Genomic DNA, 17,542 nt, shown 5'->3' with positions numbered 1-17,542 from the left:
TCCCTTTTGTACGAGCGTGTACGGGCATTGGTGCGATCGCCAGCGTACGCCCGAGCATCCAATCGGCCCTCAGCGGCGTCCTCTAGGCTGAACCACACGCAGTCGAACAGGGGGAGGCCCCAATGACGGAGAGCCCAGGCGGCAGCGAAAACGTACCCAGCCGGGACCGCAGGCGGTTTCCCGGCATCTCATCGCGCTCCTACGAACACCCGGCGGACCGCTCGGCGCTGGTGGCGCTGCGCAAGCTGAGCGGATTCGACACGATCTTCAAGACGCTCAGCGGGCTACTGCCGGAGCGCAGCCTGCGGCTGATGTTCCTGTCGGACTCGGTCCGCGTCGGCGACCAGCAGTTCTCGCACCTCAACGACATGCTGCGGGACGCCTGCTACATCCTGGACCTCGAGAAGGTCCCGCCGATGTACGTCAACCAGGACCCGAACCCCAACGCCATGTGCATCGGCCTGGACGAGCCGGTCATCGTGCTGACGACCGGCCTGGTCGAGCTCCTGGACGAGGAGGAGATGCGGGCGGTCATCGGCCACGAGGTCGGGCACGCCCTGTCCGGGCATGCCGTGTACCGCACGATTCTGTTGTTCCTGACGAATGTGGCGGTGAAGGTTTCCTGGATCCCGCTGGGCAGTGTCGCGGTCATGGCGATCGTGACCGCACTGCGCGAGTGGTTCCGCAAGTCGGAGCTCTCGGCGGACCGCGCCGGACTGCTGGTCGGGCAGGATCTGCGGGCCTCGATGCGCGGCCTGATGAAGCTGGCCGGCGGCAATCATCTGCACGAGATGAATGTGGACGCCTTCCTCAAGCAGGCGGAGGAGTACGAAGCGGGCGGCGATCTGCGCGACTCCGTGCTGAAGATCCTCAACCTGCTGCCGCGCAGCCACCCGTTCACCACCGTGCGGGCGGCCGAGCTCAAGAAGTGGGCCGCCAGCCGCGACTACCAGCGGATCATGGACGGCCACTACCCGCGCCGGGACGAGGACAAGGACACCTCGGTGTCCGACTCCTTCCGGGACTCCGCGGCCCACTACGCCGACTCGGTGCGCAACAGCAAGGACCCGCTCATGGGCCTGGTGCGCGACATCGCGGGCGGCGCGGGCGACCTGGGCGGCAAGCTCCGCGACACGGTCTTCCGCGGCGGCTCGCGACCCGACGACTCGGGCGGCACCAACGGCTCGGACGGCCCTAACGGATCGGACGGCTCGGGTCCGGCTGGGCGCTGAGCGCCAGCTGTCCGCAGAGCGAGGGGTTGGCCCGGCTCCTGGCGTACGGGTCGGTGCCGGAGGGCCGGTCGGCCCCGGCAGCCTGCCCCGCGAGCAGCGGGTGCAGGGTGTCGGCCGGCTTCGAGGAGCAGGCGAGCGGCCCCGCCTGGAGGTTGCTCTGCAGGACTTCCAGGCGGTGGTCGGTCAGGTCGCCCCGGTCGATCCGGAAGTGCACCTCACGTCGGACGGTGAACAGCGAGGCGGCACCCGGCGTGACCTTGCCCACCCCGTGGGCGGCGGGGGCGGTCCGCGCCCGGCCGGTGGGTTTCACGGCGTAGACGAAGGTGTAGTCGGCGGTGACGTCGAGCGCGTCCGGGCTCAACTCCGCTGCCGAGAGCGTGCCGTTGACCCGTACGTCCCGGTCGGCGAGCTTGATCTCCTGGGGATCGAAGCGGACCAGCCAGCCGGTCGCCGCGTAGCGGCCGTTGTCATCGGGGTGCGCGACGCTTCGGTCGAACTGATCGAGTTGGCCGGTGTCGAGCAACAGCCGCACGGGCCGCACCGAGCCGCCGGTGAGGGTGCCCGGGTCCAGCGAGGAGCGAACGATGTAGTCCTTCACGATGGTCAGGGCCGAGACGATCTGGCCGTCGGAGAAGTGCTCCGTACGGGCCACCGGGGGCAGGTTGACGCCCGCGGCACCGGTCTTGAAGTCCTTCGCCGGGCTGTGTGCGAAGAGGTCCTGGGGCGTCGCGCCGGGCACCCTGCCGGCCGGCGCGAGAGGGACGACAGCGGAGCGCAGCGGCTGCACCCGGACTGTGTCGGGGGTCTGGTAGGGGTGCCGGATGCCCATGTAGACGGCGGTGCCGAAGGCGAGCACGATCAGCAGCACCAGCAGGATCGCCTGCCGGGAGCCGCCGGTGGCACGCGGCAGCCAGCGGTGACGCGCTTTGACGGCGGGCGAATGATGCTCGCCCAGCCGCTCGTCGGCGGAGAACTCCTGCAGTCGCGCGGCGCGCACAAACGATTCGTCGAACACAACGGATCGGTACTCGTCCTCACCGCCTCCCGGGGCGCCGTGGGGCGTCCCTTCGGGAGGGTCACCAGGCCCGGTCATACAACTAGGGTAGGTCCGCCGAGGCGCTGGTAAACGCCGGGACGGACGCCAACTTCGCCGGATCGCTCCGTTTCCCGCACCGGAGCGCCCTGGCCCACCGGTGGCTTCCGCCCGCCGCGCATCCGGTCAGTACCCGGTCAGTGCGCTCTGGGCGCCGTGGAGGTCGACGGCGGCGCGGTTTCCGCCGAGGCGGAGGGCAGCAGGCCCGGCCGTATCGTCCGGACGCCCGTGGGGCCGTTGGAGGACGGCTCGCTGGACGCGGGCCGCGGTGCCGGGCTCTGGTTCTTGCCGGAGGCCCCGCGGTAGACCGCGCTGAAGGCCAGCGCGACCAGCCCTATGCCCATCACCACGGCCAGCACCCAGGCCATCGGCCGGTGCCAGCGGGGCCCGCCGCGGTAGGGCCGCAGCGACCCTCCGTAGGGGCCGTACGGTCCGTACTCCCCGTAATCGCCGTACACGTCGTAGTCGTCGGCGCTCCGTACGCCGTCGTCCCGGCGCCCTGGGCCCTCCGCGCCCTCGGGGCCGAAGCCGGACCCGGAGCGGGCTGCCTCGGCCTCGGCGTGCGCCTCGGCGGCGGCCAGCATCCGCTCGACCGCGGAGGGTTCGTGGATGCGTGCCGACCGGACGAATTCCTCGTCGAAGACCACGGCAGCGAATTCCTCATCCGCGCTTCCGTGGCTCCCGTGGTGGTACTCGTCGGGCTCTTCGCCGTCCGGGAACGGCTTGCCCCCCACGTCGTCCGGCACCCGTCCAGGTTAGCCCCGGCCGCTCGTTTTGGGCAGGGAGATTTCCCCAGAGAACGGGGAATCCGAAGGGCCGGATCAGCGGGTGTGACCGTCGCCGGTGACGATGTACTTGGTGGACGTGAGCTCCGGCAGGCCCATGGGGCCGCGGGCGTGCAGCTTCTGTGTCGAGATGCCGATCTCCGCGCCGAAGCCGAACTGACCGCCGTCGGTGAAGCGGGTGGAGGCGTTGACCGCGACGGTGGTGGAATCCACCAACTGGGTGAACCGGCGGGCGGCCGCCTGCGAGGTGGTGACGATGGCCTCGGTGTGGCCGGACGTCCAGCGGCGGATGTGCGCCACCGCCGCGTCCAGATCGGGCACCACGGCGGCCGCGATGTCGTACGAGAGGTACTCGGCCGCCCAGTCCTCGTCCGTGGCGGGGGCGACCAGCCCGGGGCCGGCCTGCTGCCAGGCGGCGTCGCCGTGCACGATCACCCCGGCCTGGGTCAGGGCCTCCAGGGCGCGCGGCAGGAACTTCTCCGCGATCCCGGCGTGCACCAGGACCGTCTCGGCGGAATTGCACACGCTGGGGCGCTGCGCCTTGGAATTGACCAGGATGTCGAGGGCCATGTCGATGTCGGCGGCCTCGTCGACGTAGACATGGCAGTTGCCGGTGCCGGTCTCGATGACCGGGACGGTGGACTCCTCGACGACCGTCCGGATCAGCGAGGCGCCGCCGCGCGGGATCAGGACGTCCACCAGACCGCGGGCCCGCATCAGCTCGCGCACCGACTCACGGCTCTCACCGGGCACCAGCTGCACCACGTCGGCGGGCAGCCCGGCACCCTCGACGGCGTCCCGCAGCACCCGGACCAGAGCGGAGTTGGAGGCGTACGCGGAGGACGAGCCGCGCAGCAGCACGGCGTTCCCGGACTTCAGGCACAGGGCCGCGGCGTCGACCGTCACGTTGGGCCGGGCTTCGTAGATGATGCCGATCACGCCGAGCGGGACACGGACCTGACGCAGATCCAGGCCGTTGGGCAGGGTCGAGCCGCGCACCACCTCGCCCACCGGGTCGGGCAGCGCCACCACCTCGCGGACGTCGGCGGCGATCGCCGCGATCCGCTCGGGGGTCAGGGTGAGCCGGTCCACGATCGATTCCGAGGTCCCGGCGGCGCGCGCCTTGGCGACGTCCTCGGCGTTGGCGGCCACGACCTCCTCGGCGCGCGCCACCAGGGCGTCGGCGATGGCGAGCAGCGCTCCGTCGCGGGCCGTGCGCGGCAGCGGCGCCAGGACGGCGGCCGCCTCCTTCGCTCGGCGGGCGGTCTCGAGGACGGGCGAGGACTGCGATGCGCTGCTGGTCATGGCCGCAGCCTAGCTCGGCGGCGGACCGCGGCCATGCCGGATTTCACAGTGCGGGACACGGGTCACACCGGCGGTCCGGGCCTGTGGACGACGCCCACCGAAGAGACCCGGGGCCGGTCAGTACGGGTGGACGCCGACCGGCGACGCCGGCGGCGGGCCGTAGCCCTCCGCGATCCGCTGGTGGTAGGTCTCCCGGTCGATGACTTCCAGGCCGACGATCTCCCACGGCGGCAGCTTGGCCGTGGAGCGGTGCTCGCCCCACAGCCGCAGCGCGACCGCCGCGGCGTCGTGCAGATCCCGCGCCTCCTCCCAGTACCGGATCTCGGCATGGTCGTTGGCGTAACGGCTGGTCAGCAGGAAGGGATGGTCGTGGGCGAGCTGTTCGAGCGCCCGCCGGACCTCCTTCAGCGGAGCCTCGGCGCCCGAGACGCTCAGGGTGATGTGCCACAGCCGGGACACCTCCCGGCGCTCGCCCTGCGGCGCCGGCACCGCCGTGCCGTTCCGCTCCCTGCGCTCGTCGTCCGGGCGGCCGGCGTCCTCACCGGCCCGGACGCTGGTCAGTGTGCGCTCCGCCGTCCCTCGGGGCGGAGCCCCTGGGCGCCCTCGTCTCACCGGCGGCCTCCTGTGATGCGAATCGGTCCGTCCCGGGGGCGCGGAGCCGATCGGTGCGGTCGTACTTCGACGTGTGCGCTCGCGCGCTGCGGGCGCCGCTCCCCGACGGCGCCCCCGCAACAAAGTTGACCAGCCCGCGGGCCCTCGCGGGGCCGTTTTCCCGAAGGTCCCCGCGGAAAGGCCGGACTTCACACCCCGCAGCCGGTCTGTTCGCCCAGCGTGACGGCGGTCGGGGCAGCGGCACGTTCTCAGTGGTGGAGCAGCACCAGATCGTCGCGGTGCACGACCTCACGCTCATAGGCGGGGCCCAGCTCACGGGCGAGATCCCGGGTCGAACGACCCATCAAACGTGGGATTTCCCGAGCATCGAAATTGACGAGCCCGCGGGCCACCGCGCACCCTCCGCCGTCCCGCAGCTCCACCGGGTCCCCGGCGGAGAACTCACCCTCGACGGAGGCGATACCGGCGGGCAGCAGCGAGGAGTGACGGTCGACGACGGCTCGCACCGCACCGTCGTCCAGGACGAGCGCACCCCGCGGCGTGGAGGCGTGCGCCAGCCACAGCAGCCGGTCGGCGGAGCGCCGGCCGGTGCGCAGGAAGTGGGTGCCGGTGGGGCCGCCGGCCAGCGCGTCCGCGGCGTGCACGGCGGAGGTCAGGACGACGGGGACGCCCGCCGCGGCCGCGATCCGGGCCGCCTCGACCTTGGTGACCATGCCGCCGGTGCCGACGCCGGCCTTGCCCGCGCTCCCGATCGAGACGCCCGCCAGGTCCTGGGGGCCGGTGATCTCGGCTATCCGGGACGTGCCGGGGGTGGCGGGGTCGCCGTCGTAGAGGCCGTCGACGTCGGAGAGCAGGATCAGCAGGTCGGCGCGGACCAGGTGGGCGACGAGCGCGGCCAGCCGGTCGTTGTCGCCGAAACGGATCTCGTCGGTGGCGACGGTGTCGTTCTCGTTCACGATCGGTACGGCGCCCATGGCCAGCAGCTGGTCGAGGGTGCGGTACGCGTTGCGGTAGTGGGCACGGCGGCTGGTGTCGTCGGATGTCAGCAGGACCTGGCCGACCCGGCGGCCGTAGCGCGCGAAGGACGCGGTGTAGCGGGCGACCAGCAGACCCTGGCCGACGCTCGCGGCGGCCTGCTGCCGGGCCAGGTCACGGGGGCGGCGCTCCAGCCCCAGGGGGGCGAGCCCGGCGGCGATGGCGCCGGAGGAGACCAGCACGATCTCCTTGTCCTGGTGCTTGGCCAGCACGTCCACCAGCGCGTCCACGCGGTCCGCGTCCAGTCCTCCGGCAGCCGTCGTCAAGGAGGACGAACCGACCTTGACCACGATCCGGCGGGCGTCCGCCACGTCCTGCCTTGCGCCTGCTGCGCCTGCCACCTGTCCAACCCCTGTGCTCGCCGGTGCCGCCGCCGGACGGCCCGTGCCGGTCCGCCGTACGGTTCCTACGGGCGCAATCTACGGCAGGCCGGCCTGCCGGTGCGCCGGGATATCGTCTGGCGGACGCCCGTATGGACACCGGCGTTCGCCGTGCCGATGCCCGCGCCCCGTCCCCTGTATCTGTGGGGTACTGCACTACTGCATCTGTGGGGTACCGCACTTCTCTGGAAAATCGTAAGACGGACGGTGCGGCCGAAGGGTTGCGTTCGATTGGTCCGCTTTCGCGGTGATGAGAGCCACAGCAGATTGTCACCAAGGCCAACAAGGTCATACGGTCGGGTGTCCACCGGTCCCGTTTCGCCGCTCAGGCGGCGTCGCAGCGCGGGACCCGGCCGCCCCCCTCGGCCTCCCCCTGACCTTTATTGCTGCCAGGAGCCCTCCCCCGTGCCTTCCGCCGGAATCGCCCCCCGCCGAGCCGTACAGCTCGCGGCCCTCTTCGCGATGATGCTCGCGTTCACCGCTCAGCTCGTCGGTGCGCTGCTGCCCGTCATCCCGCTGTTCATCGCCGCATCCGTGGTCAACCTGGGACTCGACCTGATCCTCCAGCACAAGCAGCCCGGCCTGCTCTCCGTGCTCGGCCGGATCCGCTTCGACGTCACGGTCCGCCAGCTGCTGCGCGACATGCTGATACTGGTCGGCCTGTTGCACATCGACGGCATCAACCCGCTCGAGGAGCAGGCGCCGCTCACCATCACCCTGCTGCTCTTCTACGGCACCCACTTCGTGTGCCAGGCGGTCGCGGTGCTGGTGCGACGGACCCGCAGTCTGCCGTTCGTGACGCGGAACATCGACGCGAGCACGCTGCGGCTCTCCGATGCCCCGCCGCGCATCCTCTCCCGCCAGACCGGCCGGCGGCTGCTGCGCTTCTCGGTGCCCACCACGGCGGGCATGATGCTGACCTCGATCACCACGGACGCCACCTGGGGCGGCATCGGCCTGGCGCTCTCCCTGGTCCTCTCCGCCGGCGGCACCCTCTACCTGGGCACCTGGCTGCTGCCCAAGAAGCGGGTGATCGGCGAGAAGCGCGCCCTGGAGTGGCTGGACAACTGGCTCGCCGAGTACGAGCCCACGGTCGGCATGTACTTCTCCGGCGGCGCCTCCTCCGCCTATCAGGCCAACATGTGGCTGAGCACCCTCGCCGACCTGGACGGCAAGCCGATCATCGTGCTGCGCGAGCGCTTCATGGTGCAGAAGATCGAGGCCACGGACATCCCGATCGTCTGCCTCCCCAAGGTCGCCAACCTGATGCGTCTGGAGCACTCCGCGCTCAAGGTCCTGCTGCACCCGGCGAACTCCGGCAAGACCTCGCAGATCCTGCGCATCCCCTCCATCAAGCACGCCTTCATCAACCACGGTGAGAGCGACAAGCTGTCCTCCTGCAACCCCTACGCGAAGGCGTACGACGAGGTCTGGGTGGCGGGCTCGGCGGCACGTGACCGCTACCAGCTCGCCGACATCGGCGTCGAGGACAAGGACGTCGTCGAGGTCGGCCGCCCGCAGCTGTCCCCGATCCGGCCGGTCCAGCGGCAGGACGGCGCCCCGGCGGACCGCCTCACCACCGTGCTGTACGCCCCGACCTGGGAGGGCTGGGACGGCAACCCGGGCAACACCTCGGTGATCCTGGCGGGCGAGAACATCGTCCGGGAGCTGCTCGCCGACGAGAACGTCCGCCTGCTGTACAAGCCGCACCCGATGACCGGCTCCGTGGACCTGCGGGCGAAGGCCGCCAACGCCCGTATCCAGGCGATGATCACCGAGGCCAACACCCGACGCAGCGGTGCGCAGCCCGGCCCGGAGGCCGCCGCCGAGCTGGCCCGTCGTGCCGAGGAGCTCAAGGCGCTCACCACCTCCGGCTTCCGCAAGAGCGCGGACGAGCTGGAGCGGATGCGGCTCCAGGGCACCCCGCCGGAGGGCCGCGCGGCCGCCGTGTCGGCCGCCGTGGACGCCTGGGAGGAGGCGTACTGGAACTCCTTCCCGGACTGGCAGCACCTGATCATCACCACCGCGAAGCCGGGCATCTTCGGCTGCTTCAACCAGGCCGACGTGCTGATCAGCGACGTCTCCAGCGTCGTCTCCGACTACCTGACCAGCGAGAAGCCGTACGCGGTCGCCAACACCTCCGGGATGGAGGAGGGCGACTTCCGGGCCAACTTCCCGACGGTCCGCGCGGCGACCATCCTCACCCCCGAGGCGGACGGCCTGGCCGAACTCCTGGCGGCCGTTCGCACGCCGGAGCGGGACACCCTGGCCGCCGAGCGCGCCGAGCTCAAGGAGCACCTGCTCGGCCCGTCCGACCCGCCGTCCGCGGTCCGCTTCAACGAGGCCGCGCTGGCGCTGTCCGCGAAGGCGGACGAGCGGCGCGTACGGATGGAGAGCCGGCTGGCGGGCATTCCCGGGCAGCGCTCGCAGAACGACGTGGAGGCCGCCGGGACGGCCGGGCACGAGCCCAGCGACGCCCCGGACGCACCGGCCGCCGTCTAGCCGGCAGCGGGGCCGCCACGGCCCGCTCAGCGGCTTCACGACAACGGGGAAGGCCCCGGGAGGAGATCCTCCCGGGGCCTTCCCCTTGCTGTGCAGCCGCGCGGACCGTCAGAACGGCCGGAAGCCGTCGTACTCCTGGTCGGCCTCGTCCCGCGCCTCGTCCCGGTCCCTGCGGCGCTGCGCGGCCGGCCGGGGCGCTTCCATGCGGTGGTCCTCGCCACGCCGGCCCAGCATCTCCGCGCCGGCCGCCATCATGGGCTCCCAGTCGAAGACGACGGCGTTGTCCTCGGGGCCGATGGCGATGCCGTCGCCCGCGTGCGCGCCGGTCTTGCGCAGCGCGTCCTCGACACCGAGGCGGTTGAGGCGGTCGGCGAGGTAGCCGACGGCCTCGTCGTTGTTGAAGTCGGTCTGCCGGACCCAGCGCTCGGGCTTCTCACCGCGCACCCGGTAGAAGTTCTCGCCCTCTTCCGTGACCGTGAAGCCGGTGTCGTCCACGGCCTTGGGCCGGATGACGATACGGGTGGACTCCTGTACGGGCTTGGCCGCGCGCGCCTTGGAGACGACGTCGGCGAGCGCGAAGGACAGCTCCTTCAGGCCCATGTGGGCCACCGCGGAGACCTCGAAGACGTGGTAGCCGCGCTCTTCGAGGTCGGGGCGGATGATGTCGGCGAGGTCCTTGCCGTCCGGGACGTCGATCTTGTTGAGGACGACCATCCGGGGTCGGTTCTCCAGGCCGCCGTACTGCTCGAGCTCCTCCTCGATGGTGTCGAGGTCGGAGAGCGGGTCGCGGTCGGCCTCCAGGGTCGCGGTGTCCAGGACGTGGACGAGCACCTCGCAGCGCTCGACGTGCCGTAGGAACTCCAGGCCCAGCCCCTTGCCCTGGCTCGCGCCGGGGATCAGACCGGGGACGTCCGCGATCGTGTAGACCGTCGAACCGGCCGTCACCACACCGAGGTTGGGCACCAGGGTGGTGAAGGGGTAGTCGGCGATCTTGGGCTTGGCGGCGGAGAGCACCGAGATCAACGAGGACTTGCCGGCGCTCGGGTAGCCGACCAGCGCGACGTCCGCGACGGTCTTGAGCTCCAGCACGATGTCGCGGGCCTCGCCGGGCACGCCGAGCAGCGCGAAGCCGGGGGCCTTGCGGCGGGCGGAGGCCAGCGCGGCGTTGCCGAGACCGCCGCGGCCGCCCTGGCCGGCGACGAAGGTGGTGCCCTGGCCGACGAGGTCGGCGAGCACATTGCCCGCGCGGTCCAGGACGACGGTGCCGTCGGGGACCGGCAGGACCAGGTCCTCGCCGTGCTTGCCGGAGCGGTTGTCGCCCGCGCCCGGCTGGCCGTTGGTGGCCTTGCGGTGCGGGTGGTGGTGGTATTCGAGAAGCGTGGTGACGTCCTGGTCGACGACCAGGATCACGTCACCGCCACGGCCGCCGTTGCCGCCGTCCGGGCCGCCCAGCGGCTTGAACTTCTCCCGCATCACGGAGGCCACGCCGTGGCCTCCGTTACCCGCGGCGACGTGCAGCTCGACGCGGTCCACGAAGGTGGTCATGGTGGGGGTTCCTCCAGGTAACTACGGGTATGTCGCTGTACTGCGCGCATGTCTCTGTACTAACACGCAAGGGCGGACCGGCCTTCCCGCTCTCGCGGGAAAAGGCGGTCCGCCCCTGAGTGATGCTGATGCTGAGCTATCGCTCGGTCCGGCCGAATTACTCGGCGACCGGAACGATGTTCACGACCTTGCGGCCGCGGTGGGTGCCGAACTGCACCGCACCGGCAGCAAGGGCGAACAGGGTGTCGTCGCCGCCGCGGCCGACGCCCGTGCCCGGGTGGAAGTGGGTGCCGCGCTGGCGGACCAGGATCTCACCGGCGAGGACGGCCTGACCGCCGAAGCGCTTCACGCCGAGCCGCTGAGCATTGGAATCGCGACCGTTCCGAGTGGACGATGCGCCCTTCTTATGTGCCATGTCTCCTCAGTCCCTTACTTCGCCGGAGCGTCGATGCCGGTGATCTTCAGCGCCGTGTGGAGCTGGCGGTGGCCGATCCGCTTCTTGTAACCGGTCTTGTTCTTGTACTTCTGGATCCGGATCTTGTCGCCCTTGTGGTGGTCGACGACCTCGGTCTGGACCTTCACGCCCGCCAGGACCCACGGGTCGCTGGTGACCGCGTCGCCGTCGACGACCAGCAGCGTGGAGAGCTCGACGGTGTCGCCGACCTTGCTGGTGGAAATGCGGTCTACCTCGATGACGTCGCCGACAGCAACCTTCTGCTGGCGCCCGCCGGTGCGCACGATCGCGTACACGCGGAACTCTCTTTCGCTAGGGACGGATCCTCTGATGCCAGCCGCTCACACGGGCTCGGGACGGCCCGTGGAATCCGAGTGGACGAGCGGCCTCCCTCGGCGAACCGAGAGGTGTTTGCTCAGGGGTTTGGTGTCACACAGACACCGACGGTCAAGGTTACGGGGCCTCGACCAGGGGGTCAAACCGGCCCCGGGCCGCTGACGGCCCGGGGCACGGTGTGCCGCTCAGTCCTCCGTGGAAGCCGACACCGACGCGGCCGAGGCCTGCTCGGCGGCAGCGGTCTTCTTGGCCGCCGCCTTCTTCGTCGTGGCCTTCTTCGCGGTGGTCTTCTTCGTGGCCGTGGCCTTCTTGGCGGTCGTGGTCTTCTTGGCCGCCGTCTTCTTGGCCGTGGTCTTCTTCGCGGTCGTCTTCTTGGCCGCGGTCTTCTTCGCCGCCGCCTTCTTCGCCGTCTTCTTGCCGGTCGCCGCCTCGTCCCCGGCCTCGGCCGGCTCCGTGACCTGCTCGGCGACGGCCTCGGCGGCGGGCTCCGCCACCGGCTCGACCGGCACCACGATCGCGGCGGCCTCACCGGCGGCCTCGGGCGAACCTGCCGGAGCGCTCGCCCTACGGGTCGCCCGGCGACGTGCGCGCGGCGGCACGGGCGCCGCCACGGGCGCCTCCGCGACCGGCTCCACGACGGGCGCCGGCCCGGCGGCGGCCTCCGCCACCGGCTCGACCGGCACCACGATCGCGGCGGCCTCCTCCGCGGCCTTGGGGGCGCCCGCCGGAGCGGAGACCTTCCGGCTCACGCGGCGGCGACCACGGCTGCGTCCGACGGCTGCCTCGGCCTCCGCCGGGCTGCTGAACCACTCGTCCGCCTCGGCCACCGCGGGCTGCAGCTCGGCCTCGGACACCGGGGCGGGCTCCAGCTCGGGCGCGGCGTCGTCCTGGGTCGACTCCACCGCCTCGGCCTCGTGGACGTGCGGCTCGGGCTGGGCGCCCTTGCCCTTCTTCTTGCGCTTGCCGCCACCGCCGGCCGACGTCGGCTGGTCCATGTGCACGATGACGCCGCGGCCGTTGCAGTGCACGCACGGCTCCGAGAACGACTCCAGCAGGCCCTGGCCGACCCGCTTGCGGGTCATCTGGACCAGACCCAGCGAGGTGACCTCGGCCACCTGGTGCTTCGTCCGGTCCCGGCCCAGGCACTCCAGCATCCGCCGCAGCACCAGGTCCCGGTTGGACTCCAGCACCATGTCGATGAAGTCGATGACGACGATGCCGCCGAGGTCGCGCAGCCGCAGCTGGCGCACGATCTCCTCGGCCGCCTCCAGGTTGTTCCTGGTGACGGTCTCCTCGAGGTTGCCGCCCTGGCCGGTGAACTTCCCGGTGTTGACGTCGATCACGACCATGGCTTCGGTCTTGTCGATCACCAGCGAACCGCCGCTGGGCAGCCAGACCTTGCGGTCCAGGGCCTTCATCAGCTGCTCGTCGATGCGGTACGTCGCGAAGACGTCGACGTCCGAAGTCCACTTCTGCAGCCGGTCGGTGAGGTCCGGGGCGACGTGCGCGACATAGCCGTGGATGGTCTCCCACGCCTCGTCACCGCTGACGATGACCTTGGAGAAGTCCTCGTTGAAGATGTCGCGGACGACCCGGACGGTCATGTCCGGCTCGCCGTAGAGCAGGGTCGGCGCGTTCGAGCTGTTGCTCTTGGCCTTCTTCTGGATCTCTTCCCACTGCGCCTGCAGCCGCTGGACGTCGCGCGCCAGCTCGTCCTCGCTCGCGCCCTCGGCGGCGGTGCGCACGATGACGCCCGCGTCCTCGGGAACGATCTTCTTGAGGATCTGCTTCAGCCGCGCCCGCTCGGTGTCGGGGAGCTTGCGGCTGATACCGGTCATCGAGCCCTCGGGCACGTAGACCAGGTAGCGGCCGGGGAGCGAGACCTGACTGGTGAGCCGGGCGCCCTTGTGGCCGATCGGGTCCTTGGTGACCTGCACCAGCACGGACTGGCCCGACTTCAGCGCGGTCTCGATGCGGCGCGGGCCGTTGGACATGCCCAGGGCCTCGAAGTTGACCTCACCGGCATACAGGACGGCGTTGCGGCCCTTGCCGATGTCGACGAAGGCGGCCTCCATGGACGGCAGGACGTTCTGCACCTTGCCCAGGTAGACGTTGCCGACGTAGCTGGTCGCCTGCTCCTTGTTGACGAAGTGCTCGACGAGGACGTTGTCCTCCAGCACACCGATCTGGGTGCGCTCGCCGCTCTGCCGGACGACCATCACCCGCTCGACCGCCTCGCGGCGCGCCAGGAACTCCGCCTCGGTGATGATCGGCACCCGGCGGCGGCCCTGCTCGCGGCCCTCGCGACGGCGCTGCTTCTTGGCCTCCAGACGCGTCGATCCCTTGATCGACTGCACCTCGTCGGCGCTGGTCCCCTCGTCCTTCTTCCGGGGCTCACGGACCTTGACGACGGTGCGCTCCGGGTCGTCGCCCTGGCCGGACTCGGGCTCACCGGCGTCACCGGTGCGGCGACGACGGCGACGACGACGGCGACTGCTGCTGGAGCCACCACCGGAGTGGTCGTCGGCGTCCGACGACTCCTCGGCCTCCTCCTCGGGCTCGGCGGCCTCCTCGGCCTCCGGCTCCCCGGCGGCGGAGACCTGCTCCTCGGCTCCGTCGGCCAGCTCACCGCGACGGCGGCGGCGGCCACCACGACGACGGCGGCGCGAGGGACGCTCGCCCGACTCCTCGTCGGCGTGCCCGGACTCGCCCTGCCCGGACTCCTCCTCGGCCTCGTCGGCCTCCTCGGCCTCCGACTCCTCCACCGGCGCGACGGCCTGCGGCTCGGCCGGGGCGCCACGGCGACGCCGGCGGCGCGGGACGGCGGCAGCCTGCTCCTCGGGCTCGGGCTCGGGCTCGGCCGCGGCGTCCTCCTGGCGGGCGGCGGCGTGCGCGGCAGCCGCGCTCTCCGGGGTCTGGAACATCGGCTCCGTGAAGACCGGGGCCTGGAACACGGCGGTCGGCGGGCGCTGCGCCCGGCGACGGCCACGGGCCGGCGCCTCCGGCGCGGCCTCCTCCTCGGTACGGGGTGCCTCGGCGACCGGCTCGCCACGGCGCCGTCCCCGGCGCTTGGGCTCGGCGGCCTCGGGCTCCGCCACGGGGGCGGCGGGCGCCTCCTGCGGCGCGCTCTCGGCCGCGGTCACCTTGCGGGTGGCGCGGCGGCGGGCACGAGCCGGCTTGGCGTCCTCGGCGGGCGCCTCCTCGACGGGCTCCTCGACGGGCGCGGCGGCAGGAGCCGGAGCGGCCGGAGCCACGATCTCCTCGGCCGCAGCGGTCTGCGGGGACCCGGCGGGCGCGGCGGCCTTACGGGTCGCACGACGGCGGGTACGGGCCGGCTTGGCCTCTTCCTCGGCCTGCGGCGCCTCGGCCACGGCCGGAGCTGCCTCGGCGACCGGCTCGGACGCCTGTACGGCAACCGGGGCCGGCTCGGCTTCGGCGGTCTGCGGGGACCCGGCGGGCGCGGTGGCCTTACGGGTCGCACGACGGCGCGTGCGGGCCGGCTTGGCCTCTTCCTCGGCCTGCGGCGCCTCGGCCACGGCCGGAGCTGCCTCGGCGACCGGAGTGGCCTCGGCGACCGGCTCGACGTCGGTGGCCTGCGGCGATCCGGCGGGCGCGGTGGCCTTACGGGTCGCACGACGGCGCGTGCGGGCCGGCTTGGCCGCATCCCCGGTGGTGACCGCGGAGGCGGCGGATTCGTCGACGGCGGGCTGCGCCGCCGCCGGGCTCTCGGTGCTCACCACCGCGGCCTCGGCGGCGCCGGCCGCCGGCGGACCGGCCGGCCGGGAGGCCGCCCGGCGCCTGCGGCGCGGCGGCAGGGTGTCGCTGGGTGAGTTGTTGTCGTCAACGCCACGGTCCGCGGACTGCGTGGATCCGTTGGGCTCAGTTGGTTCGAGCATGCGGGCGGTTCTCCCGTCACGCTCCCGGGCGCCGCGCCTGATTCCGGCGGCGGCCCGCGTGATGAGCGCGGTTCCGCTGTCCGGGGGCGTGGGCGCCGCACGGGAGCTGTCGTCTCGCTCGCCGGGCCCGTAGGTCGGAGCCGGCGAAAGTCTCCTGGTCAGTGCGCCTGCCGGGCCGGGGTGGCTCCCTGGCTGACCGGCGACGCGACGACGGCGGTCCTACGCAGTACCTTCCCCGGCTTCCGGGGAGACCCCGCTCGCTGCCTTCGCGGCGCTTTGCCCGGCGGCCATGGGTGGGGCGGCCGTGGCAGCGTCGCGGTCGGGCGCCAGCGGGTCGGTCACCGCGCCGGACTCCGCATCGAGCAGCCCCTGCGCCAGCCTGGTCACCGCAGCGGGGACCGGCGGCGCCAGGTCGGCCGCAGCGCGGAGGCCGGACAGGACGTCGTCGGGTCGCACGGCAGGTGTCAGATGCCGAACAACCAGCCGCAGTATCGCACAGGCTTTGCCGTCGGGCCTATCGCCCGGACAGTCGGCGGCCTCGAGGCTCAGTACCGCGGCGCGGGCGTCGAAGCTGCGCATGCCGTTCTTGGTGCGCCGCTCGACCTGCACTTCCTCCGCGGCGAGGAACGCCTCGACGGCCGCACCGGCCGTCTCGGCCGCGACGTCGTCGAGCCGGATCTCCCACACCGAGGCCTCGAGGCGGTCGGCGAGTCCGCTGGTGTGTGCCTCGACGGCGTCGATGACATCGAGCCCCGTCGGCAAGGAGGCGTCCAGGAGTTCGCGGAGCTCGGCCGGATCGCGGCGCTCGGTGAGCTGGATCTCCAGATACTCGGCCTCGCTGCCCGTACCCGTCGGGGCGGCGTTGGCGTACGACACCTTGGGGTGCGGGGAGAAACCCGCCGAATAGGCCATGGGGACCCTGGCGCGGCGCAGCGCTCGCTCGAAGGCACGCTGGAAGTCGCGGTGGCTGGTGAACCGGAGGCGGCCGCGCTTGGTGTAGCGCAGTCGGATGCGCTGCACCGCCGGTGCGGGCGGCGGGCCTTCGGGCTGTCGCTTGCCCAGTGTTACTTCTCCTTGGTGTGAGGGCGCTGCCGGCGGACCGCCCCGCATGCGCGGGGGCCGCTCCGGATGACGCCTGACCAGCGTCGCCTGGTCCGGATCCTCCCCGCATGCACAGGGACTAGTCGCGCCCGGACGTCTTACCTAGAGTACGTGCCTCGGAACGCGCTGGTTCCCGCCGGGGCGGTACGGCCGGGCCCGGTGCCCGTTCGCCGGGCGCGCCGAAGAGGGCGCGGCGGATCTCCTGACGGGTCTGGCGCGCGTGGTGGCGGGCGGCGCTCAGCGCCGCCCGGGTGGCCCGCCCGGCACTGCCCAGGGCGCTGCGGACCGGTCGCCAGATGCCGTGCCCGAGCGGGGTGAGCAGGGTGCGGTACATCCAGCGGGCCGGTTCGACGAACGTCCACCGCAGCACCGTCCGCAGCAGCCGGCCGACGGCGCGGGAGACGAACCCGGCGGCCCGCCAGCAGTGCCCCAGCGCGTCGGAGATCTCGCGACCGACTACGGTCACCGCGGCGGCCAGCGCCCGCCCGGCCGGGCGCAGCACGAACCGCCACAGTGCGAGGGCCGGAACGACGACGGTCCATCGGACGAGCGCGGCGACGGCCGCCGCGACGCCCCGGGCCAGCAGGGCGGCGGCTCGGCCGAGCGGGGTGAGCACATACGCGTACAGCGCCACCCAGGGCCAGACGAACAGCGCCTTGCCCAGCCACACCAGCGCCACACCGACCCCACGCGCCAACCAGGCGAAACCGCGCCCGACCGGGGCCAGCACCGAGCCGTACCACCACCGCGCGGGCACCACCACCAGATACCGCACCAGCCACGCCAGCGCCAGGCCGATCCCCCGTCCGACGGGCGCGAGCACATACCGCCACAGCGCCACCCACGGCCAGACGAACAGCGCCATACCCAGCCACACCAGCGCCACACCGACCCCACGCGCCAACCAGGCGAAACCGCGCCCGACCGGGGCCAGCACCCAGCCGTACCACCACCGCGCGGGCACCACCACCAGATACCGCACCAGCCACGCCAGTGGGGCGACGACGAGGTACCGCCGGATCCACCCGGCGGGGGCGACGACGAGACGGCGCCACGACCAGGCCAGCGCGCGGCCCACCGGCCGCAGCGCCGTGCGCTCCACGGCCTTGGCGCAGACCGTCAGCGCATCCCACAGCAGCCGCACCGGCACCACGAGCACCAGCACCACGATCCGCACGGGAATCCGCACCACCACGGTCAGGCATCCCTCGCCCGGCTCCCGATGTGCGGGCACCCGCCCGTCCGTCCCCGTGGGCTCCATCGGAC

General features: G+C 72.3%; 13 protein-coding genes. 2 read left to right on the top strand and 11 right to left on the bottom strand.

The annotated features are described in order from the left end of the window. The first annotated feature begins 122 nt into the window (after positions 1-122). Positions 123-1,232 (top strand): M48 family metallopeptidase, encoded by a 1,110-nt coding sequence (locus tag ACGFML_RS11215; RefSeq protein ID WP_393542337.1) that lies wholly within the window; start codon positions 123-125, stop codon positions 1,230-1,232. Here ACGFML_RS11215 and ACGFML_RS11210 read toward each other — a convergent pair. The 5 genes from ACGFML_RS11210 to proB all read right to left on the bottom strand — a co-directional run bounded on the left by ACGFML_RS11210 (position 1,195) and on the right by proB (position 6,373). Further along, positions 1,195-2,325 (bottom strand): hypothetical protein, encoded by a 1,131-nt coding sequence (locus ACGFML_RS11210; protein ID WP_393542335.1) that lies wholly within the window; start codon positions 2,323-2,325, stop codon positions 1,195-1,197. The two genes, ACGFML_RS11215 and ACGFML_RS11210, sit on opposite strands and share 38 nt — an antisense overlap. Before the next feature lie 137 nt (positions 2,326-2,462). Beyond that, positions 2,463-3,071 (bottom strand): hypothetical protein, encoded by a 609-nt coding sequence (locus ACGFML_RS11205; RefSeq protein ID WP_393542333.1) that lies wholly within the window; start codon positions 3,069-3,071, stop codon positions 2,463-2,465. A gap of 75 nt (positions 3,072-3,146) precedes the next feature. Beyond that, entirely contained in the window at positions 3,147-4,415 is a 1,269-nt protein-coding gene (locus ACGFML_RS11200) for a glutamate-5-semialdehyde dehydrogenase (RefSeq protein WP_393542331.1), read from the bottom strand. 117 nt (positions 4,416-4,532) lie between these two features. Further along, positions 4,533-5,027, bottom strand: coding sequence for a hypothetical protein (locus ACGFML_RS11195; RefSeq protein ID WP_393542329.1), 495 nt, complete (start codon positions 5,025-5,027; stop codon positions 4,533-4,535). Positions 5,028-5,275: 248 nt separating this feature from the next. Then, positions 5,276-6,373 (bottom strand): glutamate 5-kinase, encoded by a 1,098-nt coding sequence (gene proB, locus ACGFML_RS11190; RefSeq protein ID WP_393542733.1) that lies wholly within the window; start codon positions 6,371-6,373, stop codon positions 5,276-5,278. Positions 6,374-6,847: 474 nt separating this feature from the next. On the opposite strand from proB, the gene ACGFML_RS11185 reads away from it, so the two are divergent. Further along, positions 6,848-8,944 carry a hypothetical protein gene (locus ACGFML_RS11185; protein WP_393542327.1) on the top strand — a complete coding sequence of 699 codons (2,097 nt, stop codon included), beginning with the start codon at positions 6,848-6,850 and terminating at the stop codon, positions 8,942-8,944. 108 nt (positions 8,945-9,052) lie between these two features. Here ACGFML_RS11185 and obgE read toward each other — a convergent pair whose 3' ends face one another. The 6 genes from obgE to ACGFML_RS11155 form a co-directional block, all read right to left on the bottom strand. Continuing rightward, a complete protein-coding gene (obgE, locus tag ACGFML_RS11180; protein WP_393542326.1) occupies positions 9,053-10,489 on the bottom strand; it encodes a GTPase ObgE in 1,437 nt (478 codons plus the stop codon). Positions 10,490-10,646: 157 nt separating this feature from the next. Next, positions 10,647-10,904, bottom strand: coding sequence for a 50S ribosomal protein L27 (gene rpmA / locus ACGFML_RS11175; RefSeq protein WP_018088248.1), 258 nt, complete (start codon positions 10,902-10,904; stop codon positions 10,647-10,649). 14 nt (positions 10,905-10,918) lie between these two features. Next, positions 10,919-11,239 carry a 50S ribosomal protein L21 gene (gene rplU / locus ACGFML_RS11170; protein ID WP_393542324.1) on the bottom strand — a complete coding sequence of 107 codons (321 nt, stop codon included), beginning with the start codon at positions 11,237-11,239 and terminating at the stop codon, positions 10,919-10,921. Between the two features lie 225 nt (positions 11,240-11,464). Next, positions 11,465-15,175: an Rne/Rng family ribonuclease gene (locus ACGFML_RS11165; RefSeq protein WP_393542322.1), complete on the bottom strand. Its 3,711-nt coding sequence runs from the start codon at positions 15,173-15,175 to the stop codon at positions 11,465-11,467. A gap of 219 nt (positions 15,176-15,394) precedes the next feature. Further along, positions 15,395-16,195 (bottom strand): TIGR03936 family radical SAM-associated protein, encoded by an 801-nt coding sequence (locus ACGFML_RS11160; RefSeq protein WP_393542320.1) that lies wholly within the window; start codon positions 16,193-16,195, stop codon positions 15,395-15,397. 160 nt (positions 16,196-16,355) lie between these two features. Next, positions 16,356-17,537, bottom strand: coding sequence for a hypothetical protein (locus ACGFML_RS11155; RefSeq protein WP_393542318.1), 1,182 nt, complete (start codon positions 17,535-17,537; stop codon positions 16,356-16,358). Positions 17,538-17,542 lie beyond the last annotated feature (5 nt).

It is taken from the genome of Streptomyces sp. NPDC048650 (genome assembly GCF_043199095.1).
Lineage (GTDB): Bacteria > Actinomycetota > Actinomycetes > Streptomycetales > Streptomycetaceae > Streptomyces.
Note: the sequence above shows the minus strand (reverse complement) of the source record. Positions and strands in the feature narration are given on the sequence as shown.